The following is a 13,563-nucleotide window of genomic DNA, read 5'->3' on the forward strand; positions in this document are numbered from 1 at the left end:
GCAATTGATACGTCATGGCGCAGAGCCCGCCCGGTGGTTTTTGGCACGATTCAAGCAAAAAGCAGGCTGACCATCGAGGGTCAATAATGAACAAAGGAGCCGTTAACCGACAAAATGCACTTTCCTGACCTTTAAGTCAGAAAATCATTGACCGGAAAGTCAGACCTGCTAAATTCGGTCCTATCGGTTAACAACAATAATGAGTCTGCGAGGCCTTCCGTGATCCAGTTTTTACTCAACCAGGAACTCCGTAGCGAGCACGCCCTGGACCCGAATCTGACGGTGCTCAATTATCTGCGCGACCATGTGGGCAAACCCGGCACCAAAGAAGGCTGCGCCAGCGGTGACTGCGGCGCCTGCACTGTGGTGGTCGGCGAACTGCAAACGGATGACGATGGCCGCGAACACATTCGCTATCGCAGCCTCAACTCGTGCCTGACCTTCGTCTCGTCGCTGCACGGCAAACAGTTGATCAGCGTTGAAGACCTCAAGCACAAGGGTGAACTGCACAGCGTGCAGAAAGCCATGGTCGAATGCCACGGCTCGCAGTGCGGCTTCTGCACCCCTGGCTTTGTGATGTCGCTGTTTGCCCTGCAAAAGAACAGCGATGCACCGGATCAGGCCAAGGCCCACGAAGCGCTCGCCGGCAACCTGTGCCGCTGCACCGGTTATCGTCCGATTCTGGAAGCCGCCGAGCAATCCTGCTGCGGCAAGCAACCGGACCAGTTCGATGCCCGCGAAGCCGACACCATCGCCCGCTTGAAAGCCATCGCGCCCACCGACATCGGTGAACTCAACAGTGGCGACAAGCGCTGCCTGGTGCCGCTGACGGTGGCCGACCTGGCCGACCTCTACGACGCCTATCCCCAAGCCCGCCTGCTGGCTGGCGGAACCGACCTGGCGCTGGAAGTCACGCAGTTCCACCGCACCCTGCCGGTGATGATCTATGTCGGCAACGTCGCCGAGATGAAGCGCATCGAACGCTTTGACGATCGCCTGGAAATCGGCGCCGCCACGTCGCTTTCCGATTGCTACGAAGCCTTGAACGCCGAGTACCCGGACTTCGGCGAACTGTTGCACCGTTTCGCGTCCTTGCAGATCCGCAACCAGGGCACCCTCGGTGGCAACATCGGCAACGCCTCGCCGATTGGTGACTCGCCGCCCCTGCTGATCGCCCTCGGCGCGCAGATCGTACTGTGCAAAGGCGAAACCCGCCGCACCCTGGCGCTGGAAGATTACTTCATCGATTACCGAGTCACTGCGCGCCAGGAAAGCGAGTTCATCGAGAAGATCATTGTGCCTCGCGCCAGCGTCGAAAAACTGTTCCGCGCCTACAAGGTCTCCAAGCGCCTGGACGACGACATCTCGGCCGTTTGCGCCGCCTTCAACATTCGCCTGGAAAACGGCGTGGTGGCTGAAGCCCGCGTCGCCTTCGGTGGCATGGCGGCCATCCCGAAACGTGCCGCTGCGTGTGAAGCCGCGTTGCTCGGTTCGCCGTTCAACAACGCTACCGTTGAACGCGCCTGCGCTGCCCTGGCCGAAGACTTCACGCCGCTCTCGGATTTCCGCGCCAGCAAGGAGTATCGCCTGCTCAGTGCGCAGAACCTGCTGCGCAAATACTTCATCGAACTGCAAACACCGCACATCGAGACTCGGGTGACCGCTTATGTCTAATCATCACGCCGTAGAGAAGACCCAGGCCGAACTGGCTGAACTGTTCGCCAAGGACCTGACCACCGGTGTCGGCCGCAGCGTCAAGCACGACAGCGCCGCCAAGCATGTGTCCGGAGAAGCGCAGTACATCGACGACCGCCTCGAGTTTCCAAACCAGCTGCACGTTTATGCGCGCCTGTCGGACCGCGCCCACGCGAAAATCATCAGCATCGACACCAAGCCCTGCTACGCCTTCGAAGGCGTGCGCATCGCCATCACCCACGAAGACGTGCCGGGCCTGAAAGACATCGGCCCATTGCTGCCGGGCGATCCGCTGCTGGCCATCGATACCGTGGAGTTCGTCGGTCAACCGGTGATCGCCGTGGCGGCCAAAGACCTGGAAACAGCACGCAAGGCTGCGATGGCCGCGATCATCGAATATGAAGACCTGGAACCTGTGCTGGACGTGGTCGAAGCCCTGCGCAAGCGCCACTTCGTACTCGACAGCCACACCCACCAACGCGGCGACTCGGCCACGGCGCTGGCCACTGCTGAACATCGCATCCAGGGCACCCTGCACATCGGCGGCCAGGAACACTTCTACCTGGAAACCCAGATCTCCTCGGTGATGCCGACCGAAGACGGCGGCATGATCGTCTACTGCTCCACGCAAAACCCCACCGAAGTGCAGAAACTGGTGGCCGAAGTGCTGGACGTATCGATGAACAAGATCGTCGTCGACATGCGTCGCATGGGCGGTGGCTTCGGCGGCAAGGAAACTCAGGCGGCGAGTCCGGCGTGCCTGTGCGCGGTTATCGCTCACCTCACCGGTCAGCCGACCAAAATGCGTCTGCCGCGTGTCGAAGACATGCTGATGACCGGCAAGCGGCACCCGTTTTACGTCGAGTATGACGTCGGCTTCGACAGCACCGGCCGCCTGCACGGTATCGCTCTGGAACTGGCTGGCAACTGCGGTTGCTCGCCGGACTTGTCGGCGTCGATTGTCGACCGGGCGATGTTCCACTCCGACAACTCGTATTACCTGGGCGATGCGACCATCAACGGTCACCGCTGCAAGACCAACACGGCGTCGAACACCGCCTACCGTGGTTTCGGCGGCCCGCAAGGCATGGTCGCCATCGAAGAAGTGATGGACGCCATCTCTCGCCATCTGGCCCTCGATCCACTGGCGGTTCGCAAGGCCAACTACTACGGCAAGACCGAGCGCAACGTCACCCATTACTACCAGACGGTCGAGCACAACATGCTCGAAGAGATGACCGCTGAACTGGAAGAAAGCAGCCAGTACGCCGAGCGCCGCGAATCGATCCGTCGCTACAACGCCAACAGCCCGATCCTGAAAAAAGGCCTGGCGCTGACCCCAGTGAAATTCGGGATTTCCTTCACCGCCAGCTTCCTCAACCAGGCCGGTGCCCTGGTGCACGTCTACACCGACGGCAGCATCCACCTGAACCATGGCGGCACCGAAATGGGCCAGGGCCTGAACACCAAGGTCGCGCAGGTCGTGGCCGAAGTGTTCCAGGTGGAAATGGACCGCGTGCAGATCACCGCGACCAACACTGACAAAGTGCCGAACACCTCGCCGACCGCTGCCTCCAGCGGTGCCGACCTGAACGGTAAAGCGGCGCAGAACGCGGCAGAAACCATCAAGCAACGCCTCGTCGAATTTGCCGCTCGCCATTACAAGGCCAGCGAAGAAGACGTCGAATTCCATAATGGCCACGTGCGGGTCCGCGATCACATCCTGACCTTCGAAGCGCTGATCCAGCAGGCGTACTTCGCCCAGGTGTCGCTGTCGAGCACCGGGTTCTACAAGACCCCGAAAATCTATTACGACCGCAGCCAGGCTCGCGGCCGTCCGTTCTATTACTTCGCCTTTGGCGCGGCGTGCTGCGAAGTGCTGGTCGATACGCTGACCGGCGAATACAAGATGCTGCGCACCGACATCCTCCACGACGTCGGCGCCTCGCTGAACCCGGCCATCGACATCGGCCAGGTCGAGGGCGGTTTCATCCAGGGCATGGGCTGGCTGACCATGGAAGAGCTGGTGTGGAACAACAAAGGCAAGCTGATGACCAACGGTCCGGCCAGCTACAAGATCCCGGCCGTGGCGGACATGCCGCTGGACCTGCGGGTCAAGCTGGTGGAAAACCGCAAGAACCCGGAAGACACGGTGTTCCATTCCAAGGCCGTGGGAGAGCCTCCGTTCATGCTCGGCATCGCGGCGTGGTGTGCGATCAAGGATGCCGTGGCCAGCCTGGGTGACTACAGGCATCAACCGAAGATCGACGCACCGGCGACACCGGAGCGGGTGTTGTGGGGCTGCGAGCAGATGCGCCAGCTGAAGGTGGCGAAGGCTGTCGAGGCCGAGACAGAGTTGGCTTCGCTCTAAGACCGAGGCGCCTGTATCGCCAGCAAGCCGGCTCCTACAGATAGGCGGTGCATCGCGATTCTGCGACCGACACGAAACCTGTAGGAGCCGGCTTGCTGGCGAAGACGGCCGAACAGACAACAGAGATGTTGAGGTGTTTATGTACAACTGGATCGACGCCCTCGCCGACCTGCGAAACCGGAGCGAGCCCTGCGTGTTGGTGACCATCATCGAAGAGCTCGGCTCGACGCCGCGCAACGCCGGTTCGAAAATGGTCATCAGCGCCAGCCAATCCTTCGACACCATCGGCGGCGGGCATCTGGAATACAAGGCAATGAAGATCGCCCGCGAGATGCTTGCCAGCGGCAAACAGGACACGCATCTGGAGCGCTTCAGCCTCGGTGCCAGCCTCGGCCAATGCTGCGGTGGCGCCACGGTATTGCTGTTCGAACCGATGGGCCAGGTACAGGCGCAGATCGCCGTGTTCGGTGCGGGCCACGTCGGGCGCGCCTTGGTGCCGTTGCTGGCCAGTCTGCCGTGCCGGGTGCGCTGGATCGATTCAAGGGAGGCAGAATTCCCCGAGCAGATCCCCCACGGCGTGCGCAAGATCGTCAGCGAAGAACCGGTGGATGAAATCGATGACCTGCCCGCCGGCAGCTACTGCATCGTCATGACCCACAACCACCAGCTCGATCTCGAACTCACCGCTGCGATTCTCAAGCGCAACGATTTTGCCTACTTTGGCCTCATTGGCTCGAAGACCAAACGGGTGAAGTTCGAACACCGCCTGCGTGATCGCGGTTTCGACGCGAGTGTCGTGCAACGCATGCGCTGCCCGATGGGCATCGGCGAAGTCAAAGGCAAGTTGCCTGTGGAAATCGCCATCTCCATCGCCGGCGAAATCATCGCCACCTATAACGCGAACTTCGGCCAGCAGACGTCCAGCGCCGAACCGATTGCCAAACTGCTGCCCGCTTCACGCCGCAGCCAAGTTGCCAAACAAGCAGCCTCGAACTGATAAGCCTGACATTGAGAATTCACATGCCTTTGACTCGCAAAGCTTACCGCGCCGCCATTCTGCACAGCATCGCCGACCCCGCCGAAGTGGGCATCGAAGCCTCGTACGAGTATTTCGAAGACGGCTTGCTGGTGGTCGATAACGGAAAAATCAGTGCCCTTGGCCACGCCAGCGAATTGCTGCCGACCCTGCCAGCCGATATCGAGATCACCCATTATCAGGATGCGCTGATTACCCCAGGTTTCATCGACACCCACATCCACCTGCCGCAAACCGGCATGGTCGGCGCCTATGGCGAGCAATTGCTGGACTGGCTCAACACCTACACCTTCCCGTGCGAAAGCCAGTTTGCCGACAAGGCCCACGCCGACCAGGTCGCGGATATTTTTATCAAGGAACTGCTGCGCAACGGCACCACCACTGCGCTGGTATTCGGCAGCGTGCACCCGCAATCGGTGAACTCGTTCTTCGAAGCCGCCGAGCAGCTCGACCTGCGGATGATCGCCGGCAAGGTGATGATGGACCGCAACGCCCCGGACTACCTGACCGACACCGCTGAATCCAGCTATGTCGAAAGCAAGGCATTGATCGAGCGTTGGCACGGCAAGGGTCGCCTGCACTACGCGGTCACCCCACGCTTCGCACCGACCAGCACCCCGGAGCAACTGACCCTGGCCGGCCAGCTGCTGACCGAATACCCGGATCTGTACATGCAGACCCACATCAGCGAAAACCTCAAGGAAATCGAGTGGGTCAAGGAACTGTTCCCGGAGCGCAAAGGCTACCTGGACGTCTACGATCACTATCAGTTGCTCGGCGAGCGCTCGGTGTTTGCCCACGGCGTGCACCTGTGTGATGACGAGTGCGCGCGCCTGGCAGAAACCGGTTCGGCGATCTCGTTCTGCCCGACCTCGAACTTCTTCCTCGGTAGCGGCCTGTTCAACCTGCCGATGGCCGAAAAGCACAAGCTCAATGTCGGCATCGGCACCGATGTCGGCGGCGGCACCAGTTTCTCGCTGCTGCAAACCCTCAACGAAGCGTACAAGGTCATGCAGTTGCAAGGTGCGCGCTTGAGTCCGTTCAAGTCGTTGTACCTGGCGACCCTCGGCGGCGCCCGTGCACTGCGCCTGGAAGACAAGATCGGTAACCTGCAACCGGGCACCGACGCCGACTTCCTGGTGCTGGACTACAACGCCACGCCACTGCTGGGCTATCGCCTGAAGCAGGCCAATAATATTGCCGAGACGTTGTTTGTACTGATGACGCTGGGGGATGACCGGACGGTACAGCAGACGTATGCGGCGGGGAATCTGGTGCATCAGCGCTAGGTTTTTCCGGGCATAAAAAATCCCCCGGCGCTTTGCAGCCCGGGGGATTTTTATTGCCTGCCCTAACGTCATCGCCAGCAAGCCGGCTCCTACAATGATTCACGCCCCTCTTGTAGGAGCTGGCTTGCCAGCGATGGGGCGCGACGTGATCTTTCAGAGCTTGGCAGTCGAACGCCCAGGCTTCTTGGTCTGCAAAAGATGCGAGAACACCGCATGCAAATCATCCGAAGCACTTTCCTCGTCGAGGTTGAGTTTGCTGTCGATGTGATCCATGTGATGCATCATCAGGCTCACCGCCAGCTCACCGTTGCGCGCCTCGATGGCATCGATCAACTGGGTGTGTTCGTCGTAGGAGCAGTGAGAACGGTTGCCGCTTTCGTACTGGGCGATGATCAGCGAGGTCTGGGATACCAGACTGCGCTGGAAGCTGATCAACGGCGCATTCTTCGCTGCCTCGGCCAGTTTCAGGTGAAATTCGCCCGATAGACGGATACCGGCACCGCGATCACCACGGGAAAAACTGTCGCGCTCGTCGTTGACCATCTGGCGCAACTCGGCAATCTGCTCGGCCGTGGCGTGCTGAACGGCCAGCTCAGTGATCGCTCGCTCCACCAGACGCCGGGCCATGAACACCTGACGGGCTTCTTCGACGCTCGGGCTGGCGACCACTGCGCCGCGATTCGGACGCAACAACACCACGCCCTCATGGGCCAGACGTGACAAGGCGCGGCGAATGATGGTGCGGCTAACCCCGAAAATCTCCCCCAGCGCTTCTTCGCTCAACTTGGTGCCGGGCGCCAGGCGCTGTTCAAGGATGGCCTCGAAAATGTGCGCGTAGACAATATCGTCCTGGGTACCGCTGCGGCCGGCTTTGCCTGCTCGCGGTTGTTTCTTGAGGGGCTGCAACTGTTCGTTCATGGGCACTCGAGTCGGGAGAACTGCGGCGAATTGACGGTGACTGTAATACGGCACAGTGGGTCGCTGGCAAGTATCGCGTAAAAAACACCGCGATTGTACACAATGGATGGTGGCAACACGACTGTACGGCTGAATGTTGCCTCGGCTGTATCGCAACGGCTGGTTACTTTTGAGTTTAGGCTTGTTCGCAGAATCCGCCTTTTTAACGCTATCCCTGTAGGAGCTGGCCTGCCAGCGAGCGGTCTGTCAGCAACATCAACGGCGACTGACACACCTTCGCTGGCAAGCCAGCTCCTACAGGGGCCTGCGTTACGACGGGCATCTTCACCTGCACAAGGAACACCGCCGTCATGAACGACGCCACGCACACGCAGCTTCGCCCTCTGGCCGACACTTCGCCCTCGGCCATCGTCGCCGGCTTCATCGCCATGATGACCGGCTACACCAGTTCTCTGGTGCTGATGTTCCAGGCCGGCCAAGCGGCTGGCCTGACCAGCGGGCAGATTTCTTCGTGGATCTGGGCGATTTCAATCGGCATGGCGGTATGTTCCATCGGCCTGTCCCTGCGTTACCGCACCCCCATCACCATTGCCTGGTCGACCCCGGGAGCCGCCCTGCTGATCACCAGCCTCGGTGGCGTGACTTACGGTGAAGCCATCGGCGCCTACATCACCTGCGCGGTGCTGGTGACGATTTGCGGGCTGACCGGCAGCTTCGAACGGCTGGTGAAAAAGATACCGGCATCCCTGGCCGCGGCACTGCTGGCGGGGATCCTGTTCAAGATCGGCAGTGAGATTTTCGTCGCGGCGCAACACCGCACCGCCCTGGTACTGGGGATGTTTGTCAGTTATCTGGTGGTCAAGCGCCTGTCGCCGCGTTACGCGGTGTTGGCGGCATTGTTGATCGGCACGGCTTTGTCAGGCTTGATGGGGCTGCTCGACTTCAGCGGTTTCCACCTGGAAGTGGACACGCCGGTCTGGACGACGCCGCGCTTCTCCCTGGCGGCGACCATCAGCATCGGCATCCCGCTGTTCGTGGTGGCCATGACCTCGCAAAACATGCCCGGTATTGCTGTGCTGCGTGCCGACGGCTACACCGTGCCGGCCTCACCGCTGATCACTACCACCGGCATAGCCTCGTTGCTGCTGGCGCCGTTCGGCTCCCACGGGATCAATCTGGCAGCCATCAGTGCAGCGATCTGCACTGGCCCCCACGCCCATGAGGATCGCAACAAGCGCTACACGGCCGCCGTCTGGTGCGGAATTTTCTACGGGATCGCCGGGGTGTTCGGCGCGACGCTCGCGGCGTTGTTTGCCGCGCTGCCCAAAGAACTGGTGCTGTCGATTGCGGCACTGGCGTTGTTCGGATCGATCATCAACGGCTTGAGCATCGCCATGAGCGAGGCGAAGGAACGTGAAGCAGCGCTGATCACCTTCATGGTCACGGCATCGGGGCTGACGCTGTTTTCCATCGGTTCGGCGTTCTGGGGGATTGTCGCGGGGGTTATTACATTATTGATTTTGAATTGGCGTAAAGCCTGAAAACAAAGATCGCAGCCTGCGGCAGCTCCTACACGAACGGTGTACACCGGTAGGAGCTGTTGAGTGAAACGAGGCTGCGATCTTTTAATCCACGAAAAAAAACGGCGACCCGAAGGTCGCCGTTTTTTTCAGTATCACTTAGCCGCGTTGATCGGCTTTTCCGGATACCAAACGTCCAGCAGCGGGCTGATTTCAGCCTTGGTCAGCTCGGAACGGTTTTTCAGCCAGGCTTCAACAGCAGCGCGCTGCTCTTCGGAGACCGAGCCACGCTTCTGCAGGCATACCAGACCGAAGTCGTCGCCGCCAACATAACCCAGACCATTGGCTTCCATGGCTTCTTTGATGAAGGCTTCGAGGAAAGCGTCAATGGCTTCTTCGGACAAATCTTCCTTGAAATCCAGGTTCAGTTCGAAACCCAGCTCTTGAAATTCATCGACGCACAATTTTTTGCGCAGACGCTGGGAACGGTTAGTCGCCATTGGAACAATCCTCTTAAGTAATAACGGGCCGCACTTTAGCATTTTAAGCCGCCGATTGCCCGACTCTCTGGGCCGTGACACATACCGCCGGTAAAAAAATAGCGGATTGGAGGACCAAGGCACGGCACAAGCCGGGACACCTTGGGGCATAATGCCGACACTTTCATGACCATTGAGGGAATTTATCTTCATGCCCTCATCTTTTTCCCCTCGGCTGTAGGGTTTTATTACAGATGATCAAATCTTTGCGTCCCTTGTTTCTGGCCGGTCTTCTTCTGCCCCTGGCCCTCCCTGTCTCTGGCGCGACCATCAACACCGCCCTCACACCGAATGTCGAAAAGGCCCTCAAGGCCAGCAAGTTGCAGGACAACGCCCTTTCGCTGGTGATGATTCCGCTCACCGGCCCCGGCACCCCGACGGTGTTCAACGCTGACGTGTCGGTCAATCCGGCGTCGACCATGAAACTGGTCACCACCTACGCGGCCCTGGAAATGCTCGGCCCGAATCACCAGTGGAAAACCGAGTTCTATACCGATGGCACGCTCAGCGGCGGCATCCTCAACGGCAACCTCTACCTCAAGGGTGGTGGCGATCCGAAGCTGAACATGGAAAAGCTCTGGCTGCTGATGCGCGACCTGCGTGCCAACGGCGTGACCCAGGTGACCGGCGACCTGGTGCTGGATAAAAACTTCTTCGTGCAACCGCAACTGCCTGAGTTCAACGACGACGGCAACGACGAGAATAAACCCTTCCTGGTCAAACCCGACTCGTTGCTGGTCAACCTCAAGGCACTGCGCTTTGTCGCACGCAATGATTCGGGAAAGGTACTGGTATCGGTAGAACCGCCGATTGCCAGCATCCGCGTCGACAACCAGGTCAAGGCCATCAACGGCAAGCAATGCACCGGTGGCGTGCGTTACAACCCGGTGGCTCAGCCCGATGGCAGCGTGACCGTAACGGTCGGCGGCCAATTGGCGGAAGGTTGCAGCTCGCAGACTTACCTGTCGCTGCTGGACCACGCGACGTACACCGCAGGCGCGGTGCGCGCAATCTGGAAGGAACTGGGTGGCAGCATTCAGGGCAAAGATGTTCTGGCGCCAACGCCTAAAAATGCCAAGGTACTGGCCCGGGCCTTCTCGCCGGACCTGGCGGAAATCATCCGCGACATCAACAAATACAGTAACAACACCATGGCCCAGCAGTTGTTCCTGAGCCTTGGCCAACGCTTCCGCACCGACGCCGACGGGGATGACGCCAAGGCCGCTCAACGCGTAGTCCGTCAGTGGCTGGCGAAAAAGGGCATCACTGCACCGCATCTGGTGATGGAGAACGGCTCCGGCCTCTCCCGTGCCGAACGCGTCAGTGCGCGGGAAATGGCCTCGATGCTGGAAGCCGCATGGCACAGCCCGTATGCCGCCGAGTACATCAGCTCGATGCCGATTGCCGGCACCGACGGCACCATGCGCAAACGCCTGAAGACTACCGCGATGCGCGGTGAAGCCCACGTCAAGACCGGCACCCTGAACACCGTACGTGCCATCGCCGGTTTCAGCCGTGACGTCAATGGCAACACCTGGGCGGTGGTGGCGATCCTCAACGACAAGGCTCCGTTCGGCGCTTCATCAGTGCTGGATCAGGTGCTGCTGGACCTCTATCGCCAGCCAAAATTGCCGCAGACGGCTTCGACGCTTTAAATCAAAAGTCAAAAGATCGCAGCCTTCGGCAGCTCCTACAGGTATACACATAACCTTGCAGGAGCTGCCGAAGGCTGCGATCTTTTCAATTCATCTGCGCTTCAACTCTGTCGCGCCCCGCCTGCTTCGCCGCATAAACCCCCGAGTCCGCACGCAAGAGCAGGGCATCCGCGCCCTCCCCGACCCGCCAACTGGCAATCCCGAAACTGGCGGTGACCGTACCGACACCGTCGATCGGTGAACTGCGCAAGCCTTGCCACAACTGCTGGGCCAACACATGGGCATGCTCGCCACTGATGTCCGGGCACAGCACCATGAACTCCTCGCCACCCAGACGACAGAACACGTCCGTGCGACGCAAACGATGCCCGATCCGCTCACACACCGCCTGCAACACCCGGTCACCGACAGCATGACCATATTGATCGTTGATGCGCTTGAAGTGGTCGATGTCGAGCATGATCACCGACAACTCGCCACCGCCACGCTCCACCCGTGACATTTCGGTGGTAAGACGTTCCTGGAAGTAGCGGCGATTGTAGATACCGGTGAGCGAATCGGTGATCGACAGCGCGCGCAATTCCTCTTCTACCCGTTTCATGTCGGAAATGTCCGAGATGAAGCCGTGCCACAGTACGCCTCCACCGGGCAGTTCCTCCGGGGTCGCCTCACCTCGCACCCAGCGCAGGCCGCGCAAAGGCAGTTGCACGCGATACTCTTCACGCCAGGGGCTGAGGGTGTCGGCCGAGGCCCGGATCGAAGCGCGGACGCGGGTGGTGTCCTGTGGATGTATGCGGGTGAAAATCGCTTCGGCATTGAGCAACAGTACGTCCGGCTCGAGCTCGTAGATCTCGCGGATACCGTCGCTGGCATAGATCACGCTCAAACGCCCATCGAACTCCATCTTGAACTGGTAGATACCACCGGGCACATGGGCGCTGAGTTTCTTCAACAACAAATCCCGTGCGGCCAACGCCTCGTGCACGCGCTTGCGCTCCGTAATGTCGATGCAAATCGCCAGATGCCCAACCCAAAGGCCTTGCTCATCCAGCACCGGCGTTGCCAGCATGTTGACCATCAAATAGCTGCCATCGCTACGAACCAGCGTCCATTCCCGCGCTTCATGCCCGCCTTCGACATCACCTTCGACCAACATTGCCTGACAGGTCGGCACCGGTTTGCCGTAACGCGCGCTCAACTCTGCCGAACGGGCCACCAGCTCCCGGGGCAGATGCAGGTTTTCCAGGGTCATGTGGCCCAATACTTCGTCGCTGGTATAGCCAAGCATCTGTTCGGCGCCGGCGTTGAAAGTGCTGATAACCCCGCGCAGGTCGGTGGCAATGATCGCGACCTGGGTCGCGGCATTCAGTACACCGCGCAACTGGCCATGGGTACCACGCAACTCCTGCTCTCGATCACGCAGCTCCTGAGTACGTTGCTGGACCAGACTCAATGCGCGTTGTCGCTGACTCACCAACACATAAAGCAACGCGCTAAGCAGCACACTGAGCAGACTGCCCAGCACCACCAGGCTGGTCACAGACGAGTGATTGGCCTGCACAAAGGCTTCACTGGGCTCAATATCGACTTGATATTCATGGTCAGCCAGGCGCAGCAATCGAGTGGATGCCAGATCACTGATGGCCGGTGGATTCGCAGACTCGAACAACACTTCGTGCTGGTCGTCGATCGACAAATCAACAATGCGCACCGAGAGATAGTCACGGCTCGCCTCCGGCAGACCGTCCGCCAGCAATTGACGCATGCTGATCACTGCCATCACGTAGCCGTAAGATTTTGTCGACGCCAAGTCCCGGCCATGACGTTGCGTGACCGGTGCAACCAGCAGCACACCTCGCGCATAAGCCGGCTCGATGCTGACCAGGTGCATTGGCTGCGACACCGCCATATTGCCCTGCTGATCGGCCCGCTCCAAAGTCGCACGACGCATCGGCTGGGCCAGCAAGTCGTAACCGAGGGCCGCGCCGAGCTTGCTTTGGGTCTGGCTGTAAAGGACGACCACGTACTCATCCCGCTCGGCAGCCTGTTGCAGTTGGCCGTCGGCGTTGAGGTCTCGAAAGGTGAAATCACTCGAGCCCTCATCCCGTACACGCTGTTCGAACGCGGGGCGCTCGGCGCGGCTAACGCGCGCGGCGTAGGAATATGCCTGGGTACGGTGCAATAAAGGTCGGGTGTAGCCGTCGAATTCCGTTCGGGACACCGAGTCGGAATTGGAGAAGAACCGGCGCAGGCCGTCGAGGCGCTGCTCCTGATCTTCGAAACGTTCTTCGATACGGCTATAACGTTCACTGGCCAGTAGCTGAAAACGTTGCCGTAATTGATGGTGAAACAGGTTCAGCGTTGACCATGCAAGCAGTCCCGTAAGGATCGCGCCAATCAGCAATACCAGCAACGCGACCCACCAGGCCGAGGCGTCTTCGCTGATAAAACCCAGGATCTTGGGGCGCTCGGCGTGCAACGACATAAACGCAACTCAAAACGCCAGGTGCGGGAAAGCCCTTTGGCCCTGAGATGAGTTA

General features: G+C 59.9%; 9 protein-coding genes. 6 read left to right on the forward strand and 3 right to left on the reverse strand.

The annotated features are described in order from the left end of the window. The first annotated feature begins 219 nt into the window (after positions 1 to 219). The 4 genes from xdhA to guaD all read left to right on the forward strand — a co-directional run bounded on the left by xdhA (position 220) and on the right by guaD (position 6,391). Entirely contained in the window at positions 220 to 1,674 is a 1,455-nt protein-coding gene (xdhA, locus tag QMK58_RS21380; protein WP_053157467.1) for a xanthine dehydrogenase small subunit, read from the forward strand. Then, the gene (gene xdhB, locus QMK58_RS21385) at positions 1,667 to 4,066 is read left to right on the forward strand and encodes a xanthine dehydrogenase molybdopterin binding subunit (protein ID WP_320395399.1); all 2,400 of its coding nucleotides are present in this window, start codon (positions 1,667 to 1,669) and stop codon (positions 4,064 to 4,066) included. Before xdhA ends, xdhB begins: the two co-directional genes overlap by 8 nt. A gap of 139 nt (positions 4,067 to 4,205) precedes the next feature. Beyond that, positions 4,206 to 5,063, forward strand: coding sequence for a xanthine dehydrogenase accessory protein XdhC (gene xdhC, locus QMK58_RS21390; protein ID WP_320395400.1), 858 nt, complete (start codon positions 4,206 to 4,208; stop codon positions 5,061 to 5,063). Positions 5,064 to 5,086: 23 nt separating this feature from the next. After that, positions 5,087 to 6,391 carry a guanine deaminase gene (gene guaD, locus QMK58_RS21395; protein WP_320395401.1) on the forward strand — a complete coding sequence of 435 codons (1,305 nt, stop codon included), beginning with the start codon at positions 5,087 to 5,089 and terminating at the stop codon, positions 6,389 to 6,391. Between the two features lie 153 nt (positions 6,392 to 6,544). Here guaD and QMK58_RS21400 read toward each other — a convergent pair whose 3' ends face one another. After that, positions 6,545 to 7,309, reverse strand: coding sequence for a GntR family transcriptional regulator (locus QMK58_RS21400; RefSeq protein WP_053157457.1), 765 nt, complete (start codon positions 7,307 to 7,309; stop codon positions 6,545 to 6,547). Between the two features lie 350 nt (positions 7,310 to 7,659). On the opposite strand from QMK58_RS21400, the gene QMK58_RS21405 reads away from it, so the two are divergent. After that, entirely contained in the window at positions 7,660 to 8,850 is a 1,191-nt protein-coding gene (locus QMK58_RS21405; protein WP_320395402.1) for a benzoate/H(+) symporter BenE family transporter, read from the forward strand. A gap of 134 nt (positions 8,851 to 8,984) precedes the next feature. Here QMK58_RS21405 and QMK58_RS21410 read toward each other — a convergent pair whose 3' ends face one another. After that, positions 8,985 to 9,329 carry a YggL family protein gene (locus QMK58_RS21410; protein ID WP_053157451.1) on the reverse strand — a complete coding sequence of 115 codons (345 nt, stop codon included), beginning with the start codon at positions 9,327 to 9,329 and terminating at the stop codon, positions 8,985 to 8,987. Positions 9,330 to 9,562: 233 nt separating this feature from the next. Here QMK58_RS21410 and dacB point away from each other — a divergent pair, with 233 nt between their 5' ends. Continuing rightward, a complete protein-coding gene (dacB, locus tag QMK58_RS21415; protein WP_320395403.1) occupies positions 9,563 to 11,023 on the forward strand; it encodes a D-alanyl-D-alanine carboxypeptidase/D-alanyl-D-alanine-endopeptidase in 1,461 nt (486 codons plus the stop codon). Between the two features lie 85 nt (positions 11,024 to 11,108). Here the strand turns inward: dacB and QMK58_RS21420 are convergent, their stop codons facing one another. Continuing rightward, positions 11,109 to 13,508 carry a diguanylate cyclase gene (locus tag QMK58_RS21420; protein ID WP_320395404.1) on the reverse strand — a complete coding sequence of 800 codons (2,400 nt, stop codon included), beginning with the start codon at positions 13,506 to 13,508 and terminating at the stop codon, positions 11,109 to 11,111. Positions 13,509 to 13,563: the final 55 nt, after the last annotated feature.

The organism is Pseudomonas sp. P8_241 (assembly GCF_034008315.1).
Classification (GTDB): domain Bacteria; phylum Pseudomonadota; class Gammaproteobacteria; order Pseudomonadales; family Pseudomonadaceae; genus Aquipseudomonas.

Coding starts and splice junctions, on each gene's coding strand:
- xdhB (WP_320395399.1), top strand. CDS start 1,667: ATGTCTAATCATCACGCCGTAGAGAAGACCCAGGCCGAACTGGCTGAA.
- xdhC (WP_320395400.1), top strand. CDS start 4,206: ATGTACAACTGGATCGACGCCCTCGCCGACCTGCGAAACCGGAGCGAG.
- guaD (WP_320395401.1), top strand. CDS start 5,087: ATGCCTTTGACTCGCAAAGCTTACCGCGCCGCCATTCTGCACAGCATC.
- QMK58_RS21400 (WP_053157457.1), bottom strand. CDS start 7,309: ATGAACGAACAGTTGCAGCCCCTCAAGAAACAACCGCGAGCAGGCAAA.
- QMK58_RS21405 (WP_320395402.1), top strand. CDS start 7,660: ATGAACGACGCCACGCACACGCAGCTTCGCCCTCTGGCCGACACTTCG.
- QMK58_RS21410 (WP_053157451.1), bottom strand. CDS start 9,329: ATGGCGACTAACCGTTCCCAGCGTCTGCGCAAAAAATTGTGCGTCGAT.
- dacB (WP_320395403.1), top strand. CDS start 9,563: ATGATCAAATCTTTGCGTCCCTTGTTTCTGGCCGGTCTTCTTCTGCCC.
- QMK58_RS21420 (WP_320395404.1), bottom strand. CDS start 13,508: ATGTCGTTGCACGCCGAGCGCCCCAAGATCCTGGGTTTTATCAGCGAA.